The following is a 17,640-nucleotide window of genomic DNA, read 5'->3' as shown; positions in this document are numbered from 1 at the left end:
CAAGTCCCGACGAGGTAACCGGTGATGGGATGCGTGACCTAACGCTTGCCAGCGTTGACCGCGTCCTTGAACGCCTTCCCGGCAGTGAATTTGACCGTCTTGGCCGCCGCGATCTGGATCTCTTCACCCGTCGACGGATTGCGGCCCGTGCGGGCAGCTCGGGTGCCCTGGCTGAACGAACCAAAGCCGATCAGCTGCACGCTGTCGCCCTTCGTGACGGCCTGCGTGATGGCGCCGATCACCGCATCGATCGCTTCGCCGGTGACGCCCTTGCCTGCACCCGTAGACGCCGCGACGGCATCGATCAGTTCCTGCTTGTTCATCAGACATTCTCCTATGAAGTTCAAGTAAATTTAACCTTCCCGCCAACGTGACACAGGAAGCGCACAGCACGACCGCATACCCTAACCTGGCCGGCGTGCCGCGCACAAGTGCCGACGTTCGATAATCATCGGGCGATCGCCAGAAGCACGCACTTCTTTCCTGTGTCGCGCCGGAGCAGGGTCATTGCCATTGTCGTCCGGCGCAAAGTACAGGCGTGCGACCGCCGCAGCGGGGTGAGATTCCTACGCGTGTAGCCGCGCCTGCGGGTGAGGATTGGAACTGGTTGGCCATCAGAACATCCTGAACTCGTCGAGAGGCAGACCATTCTTCTCGATGTAGTCGTTGTAGCACGCGATCGCTTCGGCGTTCTCCTTCTGCCAACGAGCAGCCCGCTCATCTGCGCCAGTGGCGTTGACATCCGACGGGCCGCCTTCCTGCCCAGGCGCTGTCATGGGATTGTCTCCATCATTTTCGCGTCCGCGAAAATCATCCGGCCGTAAAGCCTTGATTGTTGCCGTCGTGCTCACGTGTCACTCGCTGTTTTCGCGTCCGCGAGAATCTCACGGGCGATGACTTTTCGGCATATCGAGCCGGAACGTGGTCGAGCGCCGGGCGCTCATCGTTTGGCGAGCGCCGCAAGGACTTTCGCATGCGTGGCCATGACGCGCCGAGCCGCCGCCATCCATACGCGACGTCGCTCCGACCCGTTCAGGTCGATTTTGGCGGGCCTAACCGGCAGTCGCGGCGAAATCAGCCGGACGCCATACCTTTTCTCGATTTCCGCCGCTACCAGCCTGGGCATTTCCATTGTGCTCTCCTCGACCATCTTCCAAAAAACCTGCCGGCCACACAGAGCCGGCCGGAGCCAGAGCATCCTGGCCAATCAGTGACAGCTCTTGAGCCGCCACAGCGCGAGCATCGCGACGGGCCAGACACGCGGGTCGTTCATGGGCACGTCCTTCGTTCCGCTGTGCCCGACGGCGTCGGCGTCGCCCGGGGCAGGCGCCGCAACGCGTCCGCCAGAGATATCGCCCCACGCCCCCCGGAATTTGGCTGTTTCCGTTAAATTAGACGCAAACACTTGGAGATGCCTTGCTGGCACGCCGTGCAACTGCCGTGCCTCTCTGCATCCAGAAAGCGCGCGATGCATTACCCTGCGAGGCGCGACCGACGAGTCGTGTCGCCACGACCGGCCAACAGCCCTTCAATGGAAATATCCTCGTCGATGGCGTCCCAGTGCAGGCCATAGCGGCCAATATCGCAAGCGGCTCGCTGCTCGGGTGTGGCGAGCAGCAGGCGAGGGAATCAGGCCCGCGGCGCGCCGAGTGTGCGACCGTCGTCGACCTGTTCGACCCACATGGTGCTGTCATCGAAACGGACTTCCCTAGCTGAGATGCTCATTCCCGGCCTTCCCGGTTTCGTTACCCGGGTCCAACTGGCCGTTTCGCGACAGCGGTCCTGTATGAACGTCGCCTCGTACTGCTCGATCAACCGCACGAGCGCCGCCAGCCGGTCGCCGTCCGGCGAGCCGCGCGCCGGATCGAGGTCAATCAGCATCGAAACGGTTCTAAGCGCCTGGCGATACTCATCGTCGCTTTCGATGCCATGCCCGGCCATGGTTCCCTCCGGGGAAAATACTGCCACTGTACTGTCCTGCGGCGGTCGCGATTTACGGGAGGTCCGGCACCCGCCCGTCGAACCAGTCGGACCAGTCCCAGGCACAAATGCAGTCGCCGCAGCCATCCGGGTCGAACAATGGCAGGCCCCACATCCGCCACCACTCCCTCAATTCGTCCTGTAAGGACTGGGGCACGTCGGCGATCCGCACGGCGTACGGCTCACCTGCGTTCTCAACAACAGGCACGACTCGCTGCAGAACCTGACGGTCGTCCCGGGTCAGAGGGGTGTGCAGGCCCAGCGCGAACCGCAGCCGCCGTCGTTCCCATTCCGGCTGCAGGAACCGGTAAGCCCCGAGAGCGTCAGCGCTGCAGCCGCGCTTCGCCACCATCGTCCGTTGGGCGCCAGCGGGGAGATCCAGAACATGCTGCACCTCGTAGCGTTCCACTTCGCTCGCCAGCGCCAGCAGTTGGTCGTCCTCCAGCGTGCCGGGCGCCGGGGCAGGTCGGACCAGATCGAGGAGCGTCTGCCGGGCTTTACGATATTCCAGGCCATTCTGGATGAGTTGCACGGTCACGATGGTTCGCTCCGGAAATTTCTGCCAGTGGACCGGCCAGCGGGCCGTCTGGTGTTCATTACCATCTCTTCTGGGCGAGGTTCGCACGATCGAGTCAGCCCAGTTCAACGGCCCGCAAAGCGAAATCCGCGTCGTAATCGGTCGTAGCTCACCTGCAATTTTTTCGCGCGCGCGAAAACATTCACGGGCAATGACTTCTCTTACCGAACAGAGAAGGTGTTGCCGTGAGAGCTCGCATCGGCCCGGCCGGTCGCCGATTCACCAGGACGTCTCGGGATCGCCCAGAAATTCCTCTCTTGCAACCTTGATCACGCGAATCGGGGCGTTCGCAAATACGTCCGCCGGCGTCTGCCCATCGAGCAGTGCATGCGACGAATAGAGCCAGAAAGCACGTCGCCAGCCTCCGCGATCGTCCTTGTTCGCTGGCAGGACGGCGAGGAGTTCAGCAACGTCCTTCCGGAGGGTGCCCGAGCGATTAAACTGGAAGTCCGGATAGATGAACCGATGCTGGGGCGCAGACCAGACACCGAGAAGAGCGCCTGTCGCTCGTGCCTGGATCGCGTACGCCGTATCCTCCTGTTCAGGCGAAAGGCCCGCCAGTTCGGCAACACGACGAGCGTCGGGCCATCCTTTTCCAAGCAGCTCGTCGCGGAACCCGATCGCCACCGTCGTGGCCGGGTCATGCTCAGGATGGTCTGTCATGGAGCAATTCCGAAGGATCTTGACTTTCAGATCCCCAGCCGGGGACCGCGGCCTTGTTGGCGAATGACAAAAGTTTCAGCCTTGTTTCCGGGCCAGCGCGGCTGATCTTCGCGCGCCCACCAATCTCCTTCTACCCCAGACAACGGTAGCCGACCTGGCAGCTCCAACAAGTCGCTCTCCCCTTGCACGTTCCGATCTGCCACGTAGACATGCACCTCGCGCGGCTGCTCATTGAATGAGACGAAAACAAGCGGCACATCATCTACCCGAAGATACATCGCATCGCTATCCCGGTCGCGGAAAACAAGGTTGGCGCCCTTCCTTCCTACCGTCTCTGCGACGACGTTCGCAATCGCTTTCAACGATACCCGCAAAACAACAGCGGGCTCCATTTTGCCGGGCGCGGCGAGTTCCTCAGGACGAATCAGCCTATATGGATGGCCCATGGCGCGACTCCGACCACGTCAAGTGGAACGATCACAACATCATCGCCTGACGGCAAGGTAACAGCAGCCGTACCGAGGGTGCCGTCAGGTCGGACCAGACACGCTCACTTATGGTAAGCGTTCGATCGAACCGCTCACGCCACTGTCTGTAGTGATCCCAAAAGCCCGCAAATCAGGTTGACGCTCAAACGATCGTACGAGCCCATCGCGGGAATTTCCCAGTGTGCCTCGGGACACGATCACCGCTGCCATCACACCACGGTCTGCTCAGACGCGCAACTGCTGAGCCCAACTCATGCCTTCATCTTCTGCGAGAAATTTCAGCCCCCATACTACATCTCTTCGGAGACAGCAATCGACCAGATCCTGCAGGATGTTCAGCCGAATATTCCTCAGGCTCCCAATGAGAGCTCTCACGTCTTCTATCAAGACCAAATCCAGCGAGACGCTCACGTATTCGAGAATTGCGCGTTCCGGAACCGAAACAAGCACTTGTGGATGGCGCCACGCAAGCGGCTTCAATCCGTAGCTTTCGTCCATCCGCGTATCGAACAGAGGGTGGGAATAGTAGAAACACACAAGCCGCTCCACCGCCCAGGAAGGAATGCTGCAATATCCGCGACCCCACAAATCAATCCGGTCGCGAAAGCGCAGATGATGCATCATTCGGTGCCATTCCAGCGCTGTCCTTCCTCCCACGTGGAGATTCGAAGTGTATGCCTGCAAATAAGCAATTGTTCCGTCAATGCCTGGCTGGTCTCCACGTAGCAGATAAGCGTCCTCGGACAGCTGTCGCAGCCACCCTTGTTTTACGAGTTCGCCAACCTGCCGTGCGTCAATTTCAAGCTCCGCGAAGTAGCGTAAGCCCAGCGGCTGCGACCGCGGCGCGAAGTCCATGAGGAACTGCACGATTTCTGTTGCGTTCAGCATGTTGGATCCTCTGTTGGTTACCCTTGATGCCACGCGATGCACTGGACGGTGCCTGACCATCCCCGAACATTGCGCCGCGCCGCCGGTCGTACAGATGCTGCTCGGGTACCCTCCATTTCAGACGGCTGCATCGTATGCGAGATATGGATATCTCCAAGGCGTGACGTTTTGTGGCGCGGAGCTTTGCGTTGCCTCAGGCAGCTTCGTCGCAGAGCGGATTCGATCAGAAGCAGTTGATGGTCCATCGTTTTCACGGTGAAAAGTTTCGGCACACGAGCTGTTTCGCCCAATCCAAATCTTCATCTTCCCCGATAAACTTGAGCGCCCGGACAACATCGCGCCACGGGCAGTGATTAACCAGTTTTTGCTGCACGTCGAGGCGGACGTCTCGCAGCATGCGCACGGGATTGACGTTGTCCTCGCGCAGCCTTTCGTCGTGCACAAGACCGGCCGGATATAACAGGATGGCGCGCTCTGTGACTGCCGCCGGCTCGCACTACGAGCGTGCAAGGCTGGAATCGCAAACTTCGCCGGCAAGGCATCGTCGCATAGCCGGTCGCGCTCGCATGTGAGCAACAGCACCTCTTTCGCCTACGAAGGAAACCCGAAGGGCACGGCGCCCACAAATTGATCCGGAGACGTGCGTACAGGTAAAAAATAGCGTACGCCTTGCATGTCCGCTGCGGCCTTGCCGCTCACATGAAGGCCGGGAACGCGTCGGACTAAAAAAGGCAACGGCACCCTCGATAGCTGGCGAAGCACCTCTGAGCAGGTAGGCGTCGTCAGAAAGTTGCCGCAGCCAGCCACCCCGTTACGAGATCCGACGCTTCGACCGACGTCACGCCGTACTCGGCAAGGAGGCCCACATCGAGCGGCTCTCCGCGTGGCGCGAAATCCATCGGAAGGTGGACCAACCTGGTGATGTCCCTGATGTCGGATTCGACTACCGTGCGTCCACAACCGGTTCATTGCAATCCTGTGCGTCCAGGTTGAGTGCAAGCTGCAACGAGGCGTCGTTGGAAAGACAATGCTGCAGCCGGGAGCAGGGATGCAGATTGCCCTCTTCCGTCCTGTACCAGTAGTCATATGCCGGCGCGATAACTTGCTGCTGGGTCAGCAAGCCTGTCACGCGCCGCATTCGCGCAGATGGCCGGTCATCGGCGGGCGCATCCATCACGTACACGGAGAAGGTCCCTGGCGTCAGTTCACTCGCGATATCGAGAAGCGCCACCGGGTCGACGACCAGCAACCCGTCGGGCAGCGCGTCGGTCCGGTCAGGCTGGGGCGCGGGGAAAACCCAAAAACAGATCGTGTCGCCTGTCCATCCCACACACCTCCAAGGCTGGAACGGCTTCGCGATGGCGCGCCGGAACGCACTCGACTCGGCCCAGTTTGCATCTGTGAACAACATATCTCTCCCTTACGGTGACTTTGGAAAGCAAAATACACGACAAGACGACAATTAATGTTGTCTACCAATATAAAGTGATGTTATCAGATCGGCGCATTGAAGAGACTATTCCATGTTGGATGACAACATGAAATGGTGACTTTTGACTGCCGTGAACGAGCAGAAAAGTGCAAAGCATCTGGGGCGCGCATTGGCAGCGGCCCGAGCCGATGCAGAACTGACGCAGGAGCAGGTGGCCGAGCATCTCGGCGTTTTTGTCGAAACGGTAAGTCGCTTTGAGCGCGGCGCGCATTGGCCGACCATCCCGCGTCTACTGGAGCTAGCGGACCTCTACAAGATTCCGGTCTCGACGCTCCTCAGGCGCGCGTCCGACCGGCCAACAGATGTCAGCCTGGAGATCGCGGAGCAGCTCGCGCGGCTCGGCAGCGACGATCGCGCGTGGGTGGGAACGCTGGTCAAGGATCTATGCAGCCGGTTGCCACCCGCACACGAACACAGAACGGGCAACAAAGGCCCTGCACGTCGGTAGCGCGACTTTGGTCGTTCACTCCGCAGTGCGCGACCGGTGAGGTCCTCCGGGATCGCGACGGCACGCGCGAAACCCGCATTCTCCAGATTTGCACTGCTTGCCATTAAGGCGCGGGTCGTAGGTCGTCCTTGCTCGCGGCATACCCGTTCCCAAGCTGCGAAACGACCCGAGTTTCTTGTGTTAGAGATTTCGCCCCTGCCATCAAGCCAGGAAGCGGCACCAAAGCGGATTTGCGGTTATTCCTAGTTCCGTTGCCTGTCGCCGACAAGCGGATCGGCAACCCTCCAACTACCGCTTTCACTGTGCCGGGCGTTCCCGCAATAAGCTGGACCGTGTGGCTTTCTCACGCATAGTCAAGGCTAAAGGCACGACCCAGTTGGTCAGATGTCGACTTGCCTCAGCGACTCACGACAGGCGATCGCTCGCTTCCGATATTTTCGCGTGGCTTCGATCTCTCCAAGCATCTCACCAAGCTTTGTCTGTTCGCGCCTTGCATCGCCGCAGCCGCACTGAAGGCCAATCACCGCTCTAAACCTCTCTAAAAATTGTGCATCGCACAACGAAAATTGGCGTTGCCGCAGACTTTATTGTCTCTGAACGGCCAATTTCTGCTTCCCGCAGACTTTGTTGTCTCCCGATATATCGATGGCGATGTATAAGGTGATCAACTGTATGAAGATATCTTTAGATATATCTAAAATTACAAATCCGCATATCAAAATGATCAAAATAGCCGAACCGTCAGCGTGCCCGGCCCCCTTTCATCCACGAAGTGGGGGTGCAAAAACGTACCAGCCTCCCAGCCAAAGTACGTAAACTACCTTTCACCAAGAATACAGACTTATTTGCTTCCTGACCTTCGTTTTCAACGCAATGTTGGGCTTAAAAAAAGGAAGAATCGGCACTTATCTCCTTCCCAAGTTAAAGATTAATGGTTCCCCGACCAACACCGGCCGCATTTGCGACGGCGGTGTCTGCGTATTCATGGTGTTCGGGGCTGTCGGGATTGTTCGCGGCCACCTATATCGACCGCTTCGACCGGCGTCGTTTGTTGCTGACCGTTTATGCGCTGTTCGCGCTGTCGAACCTTGCATGCGCATTGTCGAGCAGCTTTCCTCTTCTGCTTGTCGCGCGCGCTTTTGCGGGCATTACGGGGGGCGTATTGGGGTCCGTGATCATGGCGATCGTCGGCGACGTGATTCCGGTGCAACGCCGCGGCGCCGCGACTGGCACGATCATGACTGCCTTTTCATTGGCCGCGATTGCCGGCGTGCCGGCTGGCGTGATGTTGGGCGCGCACTTCACCTGGGCCGCGCCGTTCTATTTGCTGGTGGTGCTGTCGCTGTTGATCTGGGTGGTTGGCTGGCGGTTGGTCCCGTCGCTTGCCGAGCATTTGAGCCGCCGCCAGCCATCGCTTGGCGAGGTATTGCCTGATTTGTGGCGCTTGTTGAGCAACCCTCGGCATATGAATGCGTTTGCGCTGACGTTCATGATGATGATCGCGCATATGGTGGTGATTCCGTTTATCTCACCGGTATTGGTTGCCAATCACGGCGTGGCTCCCGCGCAGTTGTCGTGGCTGTATATGGCGGGTGGCGCGGCAACGTTCTTCACATCGCGCCGGGTTGGCCGACTTGCAGATCGATTCGGCACGCGACGCGTATTCCGGATTGCGGTGATCCTTTCGTTTTTGCCCGTTCTGTTCGTGACGCATCTGCCGGACTTGCCGTTCTATGCGCTGGTGATGTTCTTCCCATTTTTCATGGTGTTGATGTCGGGACGAATGATACCTATGCAGGCACTCCTAACGACCGTCCCGGAACCTGCGCGCCGGGGCGCCTTCCTAAGCGCCAACAGTGCCCTACAGGCAGTCGGCACGGGATGTGGCGCATGGATTGGCGGCTTGATGCTGAGCAACTCACCGACCGGCCAGATCACGGGGTACGGAACCGTGGGATGGCTCGGCGTCGCGGTTGCGCTAATCGGGGTATTTTGGGTTTCCCGAGTGCACGGCGCGCAAACGGCAAAACCATCGACAGGCATACTGAGAGGCGACACAGTAGGAGAAGGCTAACGAGCAAGCCTCCCCGCAGAAGCACCCGTCGGCGCGCGCAGCGCCGCCGGAAGTATGACGGCCTTGTCACCAGGGCTGAATGTGCGAGAACACAGATTCCAGATGCACCACTACCGCGGCTGCGCGGGGGCCCCGCTTATGAGCTGGCGGTGTGAGCCGCTTTCTTTTGCCTACTTTTCTTTGCGGCGGCCCCAGGCAAAGAAAAGTAGGTGCCGCCCCGCACAGGGGCGACGCTAATAGACCACTAACAAATCAAGGAAAGGCCAACCCAATAGGAAAACAGAAGAACAACCACCAACCACATCACGCCCCCAACCCACCCAGCGGATGCGTCTCCCTCTTCCACGGCGAAGTCAAAAAGTACCGAACCCGTTCCGCCCGAACCTCGGCGATAGTCGCCGGCGCCCATCGACTCTTGCGATCCTTATCGATCAACTGCGCCCGCACACCTTCACAAAAATCCCCCTCCTCGACAACCCGCTTAACAATACCAAGCTCCATCCGAAAGCACTCAGCCAGGCTCATCTGCCGCCCACGCAACAAAGCCTCACGCGTGACATACAGCATCGTAGGCGAATGCCCAACCATCGCATCATAAGCAGACTGCAACCACTGCCTCACCTCACGCGGCGGCTCGCGCTGCAGATCATGACGCAACGTTGCAACAATCCGCTCAACGCTAGAACGCCGATCAAAATGCCTCAGAATCAACTGAGTAAAAGGCCCCAAAGCAGCATGCGGAATGATATTGCACGGCGGCTCGAACACAGCCCTCAATGCAACCATCAAATCCCCCGCATGCAACATCCTCTGCAGTCGCTCTTCAAACGTCCCAAGCCACTCCGCCGGCACGCACAAATCCGCCAGTTGCAAACGCACCGCATCCGCACCTGATAAAGTCACGCCGGTAAGCCCAACATACAGTTCGACCTCCGCCGGCATCACGCTCAGAAAGCGCGTCGCACCGACATCGGGCAGAAATCCGATACGCGTCTCCGGCATCGCGATCTTGCTGCGCTCCGTGACGATACGCAGCCGCGCCGCCTGCCCGAGCCCCATGCCGCCGCCCATCGAAATACCGTCGAGCAAGGCGACCACCGGTTTCGGAAACGTGTGCAGCGCATAGTCGAGCCGGTACTCATCGACGAAAAACGCGAGCCACCGGCTATCGCCATTCTTCGCGAGCCGATGCACCTCGCGCACGTCGCCGCCGCCGCAAAAACCCTTGGCGCCCGCGCCTTTCAGCACGAGAGCAACGATGCCGTCGTCGGTACGACAATGCTCGACCAGCACGGCAAGCTCGCGCACCATCGCGTGCGACAGTGCATTGAGCGCGGCAGGCCGGTTCAGCGTGATGATCGCCACACGGTTGACCACGCGAAACAGAATCTCGCGCTCCGCTTCGACGCCCGTATCGAGCGCGACGCTCTGCACGGCGATCATCGATCGGTCTCCTGCCCAGCCTGCGTCACCTGCCACCGTGGCGCACGTTTCTCGAGAAACGCATTGACGCCTTCACGCTGATCGGCGCCGTCGAACAGATCGACAAAGCGTTCCCGCTCCACCGCCAAAGCCGCCGCGCGCGGCACGCCGTTACGGCCCTGATGAATCAGCGTTTTGCTGAAGCCGACCGCTTGCGGGCTAAGGCTCGCAACACGCGCCGCCATGGTCAACGCGGCCTCGCGCGCGGCGCCCTTTTCCACCACTTCCTCGACCAGACCTATACGCAATGCGGTCGCTGCATCGACGCGTTCGCCGGTCAGGATCATCCTCTTGGCCCAGCCTTCGCCGACCAGCCACGGCAGCGTCTGCGTGCCGCAACCGCATGGCAGCAAGCCCACCGCCGTTTCGGGCAGCGCCATCAACGCGTGTTGCTCCGCGATGCGGATATCGCAGGCCAGCGCGCATTCGAGTCCACCGCCCATCGCGTAACCGTTGATCGCGGCAATCACCACCGGCCGTGCGTTCTGCAAGGTCTCGAACGCCGCGCCAAAGCGCGTCGCCGCCGTGCGCGCGACCTCGCGATTGCCGTCAGCGAACGTATTCAGGTCGGCACCCGCGCTGAAGAACTTGGGGCCGTCACCCGTAATCACGATGGCCCGCACGCGCGCTTCGCCGTTCAGACGCTCGACGGTCTGCTGCAACAGCAGCAAGCCCTCTGGCGTGAACGCGTTCGCGGGCGGCCGTTTAAGCGTCAGCAGCGCAACGGCGCCGTCGTGTGCGTAGTCGAGTTCGATCATCACGCATCCCCATCTTTACGGTACAGCTTGATCACCGCCGAGAAGTCCAGACGTCCCGCGCCCTTCGTGCTCATCGTCTGATAAAGCTGCTGAGCCAAAGCGCCGAGATACACCGGTTGACGCGCGAATTTCGCGGCGTCGGTGGCGAGGCCCAGGTCCTTCAACATCAGATCGGTGCCGAAGCCGCCGGTATAGCCGCGCGTGGACGGCGCGGTTTCGATCACGCCGGGCATCGGGTTATATGTATCCGAACTCCAGCAGCGGCCCGTCGAGGTATTGATGATGGCGCCCAGCACTTTTGCGTCGATGCCGAGCGCTTCGCCCAGCGACATCGCCTCGGCCACGCCTGCCATCGTGATGCCGAGCACGAGGTTGTTGCAGATCTTCGCGACCTGGCCGGTGCCGGTCTCGCCGCAATGCACGATGTTCTTGCCCATCGCCGACAACACCGGCTTCACCTGTTCATACACGCTCGCACTGCCGCCGACCATAAAGGTCAGCTTGCCCGCCGCCGCGCCGCTGGTGCCGCCCGAGACGGGGGCGTCGACAAAGGTATTGCCGCGTTGCTCGGCAAGTTCGGCAAACGCCTTCACGCTGGCCGGGTCGATGGTGCTCGAATCGATGATGGTCACGCCTTCCGTGATGCCCGCGAACACGCCGTCATCTGCTGACAGCACACTGCGCACGTGCGCGGCCGCGGGCAGCATGGTGATCACACATTCGACGTCGGTCACCGCCGCTTTCGGGGACCCTGCCGCGTTGGCGCCCGCCTTGACGAGCGCCTGCACCGCTTCTGCGTTGAGGTCGAATACATTGACCGCGTGACCCGCCTTGAGCAGGTTGAGCGCCATCGGCGCGCCCATGTTGCCAAGTCCGATAAAGCCTATTCTCATGATGCCGTCTCCAATAGACCCGAGGGCTCAGCGCAGGCTGATGGTCGTGTTGACGCCGTAGTTGACGGTGTCGTCGTCGAACCAGCGGGCGGTGACGGTTTTGGTCTGCGTGTAGAACTGCACGACCTGCTTGCCGTACGGGCCGAGGTCGCCGAGTTTCGAGCCGCGCGAGCCGGTAAAGCTGAAGAACGGCACGGGCACCGGAATCGGAATGTTGATGCCGACCTGGCCGATATCGATCTCGCTCTGGAATTTGCGCGCCGCCGCGCCGCTTTGCGTGAAGAGACCCACGCCGTTGCCGAACGGATTGCGGTTGACGAGCGCGATCGCATCATCCAGCGTGGCGGCATTCAGCACCACCAGCACCGGGCCGAAGATTTCATGGCGATAAATTTCCATCTCCGTGGTGACATCGGTGAAGACCGTCGGGCCGATGAAGTTGCCTAGCTCGTAGCCCGGCACCGTCACGCCGCGGCCGTCGAGCGCCAGCGTCGCGCCCTCTTTCACACCCGTTTCGATCAGGCCGAGAATGCGCTGCTTCGCGGCGCGCGAGACCACCGGGCCGATATCCGTATTCGGCTCGTTACCTGCGTTGACCTTCAACGTCTTCGCCTTCGCGACCAGATCGGGCAGCCACTGCTGCGCCGCGCCGACCAGCACGACCACCGAGGTCGCCATGCAACGCTGCCCCGCCGCGCCGAAACCGGCGCCGGCCAGCGCATTCAGTGTCTGCTCGCGGTTCGCATCGGGCAGCACCACGGCGTGATTCTTGGCGCCCATCATCGATTGCACGCGCTTGCCGTGTTCGCTGCCGAGGCGATAAACATGCGTGCCGACGGCCGTCGACCCGACGAAGGAAATCGCTTTTACGAGATCGTGCGTGCAGAGCGCGTCGACCACATCCTTGCCGCCGTGCACGACATTCAGCACGCCCTTCGGCACACCGGCTTCAAGCGCCAGTTCGACAAGTTGCATGGTCGATAACGGATCCTGCTCGGACGGCTTCAGCACGAACGTATTGCCGCAGACGATCGCCATCGGGAACATCCACAACGGGATCATCGCGGGGAAATTGAACGGCGTGATGCCGGCGCAGACGCCGATCGGCTGACGCAACGTGTAGGTGTCCACACCGCCCGCCACGTTCTCGGCAAACTCGCCCTGCTGCAAGGTGCCGATCGAGCAGGCGTGCTCAACCACTTCAAGCCCACGGAAAATATCGCCTTCGGCATCGGGAATCGTCTTGCCCTGCTCGGCGCTCAAGGTCCTGGCGATGCGCGGCGAATGCTCGCGAATCAGCGCCTGGAATTTCAGCATGATGCGCATGCGCGCGCCGACCGGCGTGTCCTTCCACGTCTTGAACGCGGCATGCGCCGAGCGAATCGCTTCGTTCACCTCATCGGCGGTGGCGAACGGCACGCGGGCGAGTACCTCTTGCGTGGCCGGATTGACGATGTCGCGCCATTCGGTGGTTTTGGATTCGACGAACTCGCCGTTGATCAGCAGTTTGACGGTGGCGGGATGGCTCGAAGCAATTGCGCTCATGCTGGAACTCCTGTGCAGTAGCCGCGTATCGGCTGGGCAGTGACTGGGAATAAAAAGTATCAACGCAGATCCGGGAAGTCCTCTTCCCAATACTCACCGGGCAGGCGCGCGGGTTCGGCCTCGCGCTCCATTTCGCGGCGACGCAATTCGACACGGCGGATCTTGCCGGAGATGGTTTTCGGTAATTCACTGAATTGCAGGCGGCGAATGCGCTTGTACGGTGCGAGCTTTTCACGCGAAAACGCGAAGACCGCACGCGCGAGTTCGGGGCCGGCTTCGTAGCCCTGACGCACGGTGACGAATGCTTTCGGCACCGACAAACGCATCGCGTCCGCGCTCGGCACCACCGCTGCCTCGCCGATCGCTTCGTGTTCGATCAGCACGCTTTCGAGCTCGAACGGACTGAGCCGGTAATCGGACGATTTGAAAACATCGTCGGCGCGGCCGACGTAGACGTAGTAACCATCGTCGCGGCGCAGCGCGACGTCGGAGGTATGATAGAAACCGTTGCGCATGGCTTGCGTGGTGGCATTGGCGTTGTTCGCGTAGCCGGTCATCAAACCGAGCGGACGTTCGGCCAACGGCAGCGAGATTTCGCCTTCGCTAACGGGGTGATCGTCGGCATCGAGGAGTTCGATCTTGTAGCCCGGCAGAGGGCGGCCCATCGAACCCGGCACCACTGGTTGCCCTGGCGAATTGCCGATCTGGCAGGTGGTTTCGGTCTGGCCGAAACCGTCGCGAATCGTAATCCCCCACGCATGCTTGACGCGTTCGATAACTTCCGGATTCAACGGCTCGCCCGCGCCGACGATCTCGCGCAGCTTCACCGGATAGTCGGCGAGATGCTCCTGCACCAGCATGCGCCAGACCGTAGGCGGGGCGCACAGCGTGGTGATGTTGAAACGCACCAGCACGTCGAGCGTGTCTTTGGGCACAAAGCGCGGAAAGTTGAAAACGAATACACAGGCCTGCGCATTCCACGGCGCGTAAAAGCAGCTCCATGCATGCTTGGCCCAACCCGGCGAGCTGATGTTCCAATGGATGTCGTTGGGCTGCAAGCCGATCCAGTACATCGTCGACAGATGGCCGACCGGGTAACTCAGGTGCGTGTGCTCGACCAGCTTCGGCTTCGAAGTCGTGCCCGACGTGAAGTACAGCAGCAGCGGATCGGTGGCGTGCGTGACGCCTTCCGGCGTGAATTGCGGCGATGCGTCATAGGCGGCGGCAAGATCGATCCAGCCGTCGCGCGGCGTGCCGACCGAGATGCGGGTGAGTGGCACCTCGAGTGCATCGAACTTGGCCAGTTCCGCGCTATTGACCACCACGAACTGCGCGCCGCCGATCTGCACACGATCGCGCACGTCGTCGGCGGAAAGCTGGGTGGTGGCCGGCAGCACGATCGCACCGAGCTTCATCGCCGCGAGCATCACGTCCCACAGTTCGACGCGGTTCGGCAGCATCAGCAGCAATCGGTCGCCGCGCCCCACGCCGAGACCGCGCAGGAAATTCGCCATGCGCGACGAACGCTCCGACATTTGCGCGTAGGAGAAGCGCAAGCCGTCGCCTGCCGGATCGTCTACGATCCACAGCGCCGGGTTGTCGTTGTTTCGCGCGATTACGTCGAAGTAGTCGAGCGCCCAGTTGAACTCGCCTGGCGTCGGCCACACGAATTCGCGGTAGGCGCGGTCGTAGTCGGTTCGATGGCGCAATAACAGGTCGCGCGCTTCGAGAAAGCCCTTCGCTGCAGTCATCGTCGTCTCCAAGTGGCGCGGTACGCGCTCTGTTTTTTGCCTCTGTTTTGCATTACCGGCAGGCTATTTTGCGCTCAAACGCCGCCTAATTTGCGTTTAAACATGGCGTGCGATAACCATCCGCTGTACCTCGCTGGTTCCTTCGTAAATCTGCGTGATGCGGGCGTCGCGATAGTGCCGTTCCACCGCGTAGTCCTCGAGATAACCATAGCCCCCGTGAATCTGGATCGCATTCGAGCAAATTTCCTCGGCAAGTTCCGACGCAAACAGCTTGGCTTGCGAGGCTTCGGACAAACACGGCTTGCCCGCCGAGCGCAGCCGCGCCGCGTGATGCACGAGCAGGCGCGCCGCGTTCAGGCGGGTCGCCATGTCGGCGAGCATGTTGGCGATGGTCTGGTGATCCTTCAGCGCCTTGCCGAACTGGATGCGTTCGTTCGCATAGAGGCGCGCGGCATCGAAGGCGGCTCGCGCGATGCCGACCGCCTGCGCGGCAATACCGATGCGGCCGCCCTCGAGATTCGACAACGCGATGCGCAGGCCTTCGCCCGGTTCGCCGAGCAGATTGGCTTCGGGCACGGCGCAATCGTCGAATGAGATGGGACAGGTGTCCGATGCGCGAATGCCGAGCTTGTGCTCAGGTCTACCGACGTTGAAGCCCGCCGTGTCGGTCGGCACGATGAAGGCCGACAGGCCACGTTTGCCGCGGTCAGGATCGGTAACGGCGAACACGATCGCGATGTTGGCGCGCGCGCCGTTGGTCACGAACTGCTTGTTGCCGTTGAGAATCCATTTGCCGTCTCGCAGCACGGCGCGGGTGCGCAGATTGTTCGCCTCGGAGCCGGCTTGCGGCTCGGTCAGACAGAACGCGCCGATGCGACGGCCTGTGGCGAGATCTTGCAGATAACGATCCTTTTGCGCGTCCGTGCCGAAGTTCAGAATCGGCCCGCAGCCGACCGAGTTGTGCACGCTCATCACCGTGGCGCAGGCGGCGCAGCCCGCGGCGATCTCTTCGAGGGCGAGCGCATAGGCGACGTAGTCTGTATAGGAGCCGCCCCACTCGGACGGCACGATCATGCCGAGAAAACCCAGCTCGCCCATTTGCGTCACGACTTCCGCCGGCAGCTTCGCGTCGCGATCCCACTGGCCGGCGTGCGGCGCGAGGCGCTCCGTGGCGAAGTCGCGGGCGGCGTCGCGGATCATCCGCTGTTCGTCGGTGTAGAAGCTGTCCATGGCTCAATCCTGTTATGTGCATCGAGTCGCGGCGGCGAGGCGATCCGCGATCGGTTCAGGCCAAGTGTAGGGAAGCCGCTGGACAGGTTCGATGCTCAGCCCGATCATTCTGACTGAGCGCATTTGCCATACCGGTATCATGCAAAGCCGATTCAGGCCGCATTTTCAAAGGCTTAGTGATTCGCCAGAAGGAAAATGTTGAGCGCATTTGCCAGACATCCATGAAAAACATGAAGACCTTCAAGAACCCCAGGAACGATAGAGGCACGATTTCCGTCAGCATGGTCGAGGAAACCCTGGCGTTGGCGCGGGCACGCGGATTCGACGCGCTGCCGCTCGCCGAGGCTGCCGGCATTGCGGCAACCATGCTGGCGTCGCCGAAAAGCCGGGTTTCGTCGGCGCAGTACGGCGCGTTGTGGGCCGGCATCGCCCGCGCGCTGGACGACGAGTTCTTCGGTCAGGACTCGCACCGTATGAAAAGCGGCAGCTTCATTGCGATGACGCGGACAGCGCTGACCGCGCGTAATGGCGCGCAAGCGCTCGCGCGGGCGGTCGGCTTCATGCGGCTCGTGCTGGACGATCTTGGCGCGCAGATCGAGACGGATGCGCAGCGCGTGCGGCTGCGGTACATCGGACGCGAAGGGGCGAAGCTGCCCGCCATGTTCGCTTACGCGACCTACTTTATCCTCGTCTACGGCCTGTTGTGCTGGTTGGTCGGGCGGCGCATTCCCCTGCTCGAAGCGCGCTTTCGCTGCGCTGAGCCGCCTGCTGCGCATGAATACCGCCTGATGTTCTGCGACGACATGGCGTTCGATCAGGCCGAGTCCTATGTGGATCTCTCGCCGGCGTTTCTCGACCTGCCGGTGGTCCAGACCACCCAGTCGGTGAAGCCGTTCCTGCGCGATGCGCCCGGCAGCTTCATCGTCAAATACCGCAATCCTGGCTCGCTCGCCGCACGGGTGCGCAAGATGCTGCGCGCGCTGCCGATGGCCGGCTGGCCCGCCGCCGACCAGATGGCGCTGCGTCTGCACGTCGCCGAAGCGACGATGCGGCGGCGTTTGAAACACGAAGGCTATACGTACCAGTCGATCAAGGACGATTTGCGGCGCGACATTGCCATCGGCGAGCTGCAGGGCACCGATCGCACGATCGCCGACATCGCCAACGCCGTGGGTTTCGCCGAGCCGAGCGCGTTTCATCGCGCGTTTCGCAAGTGGACCGGCATGCGGCCGAGCGATTACCGGCCGGCCCATGCGGATTTCACGCATCGCGCGGAATCGGACTAAGCTCAATACTGTTCACTTGATGACCGCTTTCGGTGAAATTCGCTGATTCAGCGGCTCCGATCGTCGGCGTATCCGGAAGTTCGAC

Annotated in this window: 18 protein-coding genes and 1 pseudogene; 3 read left to right on the top strand and 16 right to left on the bottom strand. The window is 61.1% G+C overall.

What is annotated here, in order from left to right:
• Nucleotides 1-38: 38 nt before the first annotated feature.
• The 10 genes from B0G76_RS23925 to B0G76_RS23880 form a co-directional block, all read right to left on the bottom strand.
• The gene (locus B0G76_RS23925) at nucleotides 39-323 is read right to left on the bottom strand and encodes an HU family DNA-binding protein (RefSeq protein ID WP_120294729.1); all 285 of its coding nucleotides are present in this window, start codon (nucleotides 321-323) and stop codon (nucleotides 39-41) included.
• Nucleotides 324-614: 291 nt separating this feature from the next.
• Nucleotides 615-851 (bottom strand): type II toxin-antitoxin system CcdA family antitoxin, encoded by a 237-nt coding sequence (locus tag B0G76_RS23920; protein ID WP_259460693.1) that lies wholly within the window; start codon nucleotides 849-851, stop codon nucleotides 615-617.
• 622 nt (nucleotides 852-1,473) lie between these two features.
• Nucleotides 1,474-1,617, bottom strand: a complete 144-nt coding sequence (locus B0G76_RS43980) for a DUF2442 domain-containing protein (RefSeq protein ID WP_259460864.1) — start codon at nucleotides 1,615-1,617, stop codon at nucleotides 1,474-1,476.
• A 12-nt stretch (nucleotides 1,618-1,629) separates the two neighbouring features.
• Nucleotides 1,630-1,941 (bottom strand): hypothetical protein, encoded by a 312-nt coding sequence (locus B0G76_RS43975; RefSeq protein ID WP_259460692.1) that lies wholly within the window; start codon nucleotides 1,939-1,941, stop codon nucleotides 1,630-1,632.
• A 52-nt stretch (nucleotides 1,942-1,993) separates the two neighbouring features.
• Nucleotides 1,994-2,518, bottom strand: a complete 525-nt coding sequence (locus tag B0G76_RS23905) for a hypothetical protein (protein WP_147394076.1) — start codon at nucleotides 2,516-2,518, stop codon at nucleotides 1,994-1,996.
• Nucleotides 2,519-2,776: 258 nt separating this feature from the next.
• Entirely contained in the window at nucleotides 2,777-3,220 is a 444-nt protein-coding gene (locus B0G76_RS23900) for a hypothetical protein (RefSeq protein ID WP_120294725.1), read from the bottom strand.
• Nucleotides 3,221-3,246: 26 nt separating this feature from the next.
• On the bottom strand, nucleotides 3,247-3,666 hold the full coding sequence (locus tag B0G76_RS23895) for a hypothetical protein (protein ID WP_120294724.1): 420 nt from the start codon (nucleotides 3,664-3,666) through the stop codon (nucleotides 3,247-3,249).
• Nucleotides 3,667-3,933: 267 nt separating this feature from the next.
• Nucleotides 3,934-4,596, bottom strand: a complete 663-nt coding sequence (locus tag B0G76_RS23890) for a type IV toxin-antitoxin system AbiEi family antitoxin domain-containing protein (protein WP_120294723.1) — start codon at nucleotides 4,594-4,596, stop codon at nucleotides 3,934-3,936.
• Nucleotides 4,597-4,846: 250 nt separating this feature from the next.
• On the bottom strand, nucleotides 4,847-5,038 hold the full coding sequence (locus tag B0G76_RS23885; RefSeq protein WP_120294722.1) for a hypothetical protein: 192 nt from the start codon (nucleotides 5,036-5,038) through the stop codon (nucleotides 4,847-4,849).
• A gap of 501 nt (nucleotides 5,039-5,539) precedes the next feature.
• Nucleotides 5,540-6,007, bottom strand: a complete 468-nt coding sequence (locus B0G76_RS23880) for a hypothetical protein (RefSeq protein ID WP_120294721.1) — start codon at nucleotides 6,005-6,007, stop codon at nucleotides 5,540-5,542.
• Between the two features lie 151 nt (nucleotides 6,008-6,158).
• On the opposite strand from B0G76_RS23880, the gene B0G76_RS23875 reads away from it, so the two are divergent.
• Together B0G76_RS23875 and B0G76_RS23870 are read left to right on the top strand one after the other, a co-directional pair.
• The gene (locus tag B0G76_RS23875) at nucleotides 6,159-6,536 is read left to right on the top strand and encodes a helix-turn-helix domain-containing protein (RefSeq protein WP_183082124.1); all 378 of its coding nucleotides are present in this window, start codon (nucleotides 6,159-6,161) and stop codon (nucleotides 6,534-6,536) included.
• Between the two features lie 946 nt (nucleotides 6,537-7,482).
• Nucleotides 7,483-8,610: pseudogene (locus tag B0G76_RS23870) on the top strand (MFS transporter); the annotation flags it as partial.
• Between the two features lie 303 nt (nucleotides 8,611-8,913).
• On the opposite strand, the gene B0G76_RS23865 reads toward B0G76_RS23870, so the two are convergent.
• The 6 genes from B0G76_RS23865 to B0G76_RS23840 form a co-directional block, all read right to left on the bottom strand.
• Nucleotides 8,914-10,053 (bottom strand): enoyl-CoA hydratase/isomerase family protein, encoded by a 1,140-nt coding sequence (locus tag B0G76_RS23865; RefSeq protein ID WP_120294718.1) that lies wholly within the window; start codon nucleotides 10,051-10,053, stop codon nucleotides 8,914-8,916.
• On the bottom strand, nucleotides 10,050-10,850 hold the full coding sequence (locus B0G76_RS23860; RefSeq protein WP_120294717.1) for an enoyl-CoA hydratase: 801 nt from the start codon (nucleotides 10,848-10,850) through the stop codon (nucleotides 10,050-10,052). Before B0G76_RS23860 ends, B0G76_RS23865 begins: the two co-directional genes overlap by 4 nt.
• Nucleotides 10,850-11,743 (bottom strand): 3-hydroxyisobutyrate dehydrogenase, encoded by an 894-nt coding sequence (gene mmsB / locus B0G76_RS23855; RefSeq protein WP_120294716.1) that lies wholly within the window; start codon nucleotides 11,741-11,743, stop codon nucleotides 10,850-10,852. Before mmsB ends, B0G76_RS23860 begins: the two co-directional genes overlap by 1 nt.
• 27 nt (nucleotides 11,744-11,770) lie before the next feature.
• On the bottom strand, nucleotides 11,771-13,288 hold the full coding sequence (locus tag B0G76_RS23850) for a CoA-acylating methylmalonate-semialdehyde dehydrogenase (RefSeq protein WP_120294715.1): 1,518 nt from the start codon (nucleotides 13,286-13,288) through the stop codon (nucleotides 11,771-11,773).
• A gap of 59 nt (nucleotides 13,289-13,347) precedes the next feature.
• A complete protein-coding gene (locus B0G76_RS23845) occupies nucleotides 13,348-15,039 on the bottom strand; it encodes an AMP-binding protein (protein WP_120294714.1) in 1,692 nt (563 codons plus the stop codon).
• 96 nt (nucleotides 15,040-15,135) lie between these two features.
• Nucleotides 15,136-16,269: an acyl-CoA dehydrogenase gene (locus B0G76_RS23840; protein ID WP_120294713.1), complete on the bottom strand. Its 1,134-nt coding sequence runs from the start codon at nucleotides 16,267-16,269 to the stop codon at nucleotides 15,136-15,138.
• A gap of 230 nt (nucleotides 16,270-16,499) precedes the next feature.
• On the opposite strand from B0G76_RS23840, the gene B0G76_RS23835 reads away from it, so the two are divergent.
• Nucleotides 16,500-17,555: an AraC family transcriptional regulator gene (locus tag B0G76_RS23835; protein WP_120296734.1), complete on the top strand. Its 1,056-nt coding sequence runs from the start codon at nucleotides 16,500-16,502 to the stop codon at nucleotides 17,553-17,555.
• Nucleotides 17,556-17,640 lie beyond the last annotated feature (85 nt).

The organism is Paraburkholderia sp. BL23I1N1 (assembly GCF_003610295.1).
In the GTDB taxonomy this organism is placed as follows: Bacteria; Pseudomonadota; Gammaproteobacteria; order Burkholderiales; family Burkholderiaceae; genus Paraburkholderia.
This window is presented reverse-complemented; position numbering and strand designations above follow the sequence as displayed.

Excerpts from the sequence above, each read along its gene's own strand:
- B0G76_RS23835 (WP_120296734.1), top strand. The coding sequence starts at position 16,500 with ATGAAGACCTTCAAGAACCCCAGGAACGATAGAGGCACGATTTCCGTC.
- B0G76_RS23925 (WP_120294729.1), bottom strand. The coding sequence starts at position 323 with ATGAACAAGCAGGAACTGATCGATGCCGTCGCGGCGTCTACGGGTGCA.
- B0G76_RS23895 (WP_120294724.1), bottom strand. The coding sequence starts at position 3,666 with ATGGGCCATCCATATAGGCTGATTCGTCCTGAGGAACTCGCCGCGCCC.
- B0G76_RS23865 (WP_120294718.1), bottom strand. The coding sequence starts at position 10,053 with ATGATCGCCGTGCAGAGCGTCGCGCTCGATACGGGCGTCGAAGCGGAG.
- B0G76_RS43975 (WP_259460692.1), bottom strand. The coding sequence starts at position 1,941 with ATGGCCGGGCATGGCATCGAAAGCGACGATGAGTATCGCCAGGCGCTT.
- B0G76_RS23850 (WP_120294715.1), bottom strand. The coding sequence starts at position 13,288 with ATGAGCGCAATTGCTTCGAGCCATCCCGCCACCGTCAAACTGCTGATC.
- B0G76_RS23880 (WP_120294721.1), bottom strand. The coding sequence starts at position 6,007 with ATGTTGTTCACAGATGCAAACTGGGCCGAGTCGAGTGCGTTCCGGCGC.
- mmsB (WP_120294716.1), bottom strand. The coding sequence starts at position 11,743 with ATGAGAATAGGCTTTATCGGACTTGGCAACATGGGCGCGCCGATGGCG.
- B0G76_RS23860 (WP_120294717.1), bottom strand. The coding sequence starts at position 10,850 with ATGATCGAACTCGACTACGCACACGACGGCGCCGTTGCGCTGCTGACG.
- B0G76_RS23890 (WP_120294723.1), bottom strand. The coding sequence starts at position 4,596 with ATGCTGAACGCAACAGAAATCGTGCAGTTCCTCATGGACTTCGCGCCG.
- B0G76_RS23845 (WP_120294714.1), bottom strand. The coding sequence starts at position 15,039 with ATGACTGCAGCGAAGGGCTTTCTCGAAGCGCGCGACCTGTTATTGCGC.
- B0G76_RS23900 (WP_120294725.1), bottom strand. The coding sequence starts at position 3,220 with ATGACAGACCATCCTGAGCATGACCCGGCCACGACGGTGGCGATCGGG.
- B0G76_RS23840 (WP_120294713.1), bottom strand. The coding sequence starts at position 16,269 with ATGGACAGCTTCTACACCGACGAACAGCGGATGATCCGCGACGCCGCC.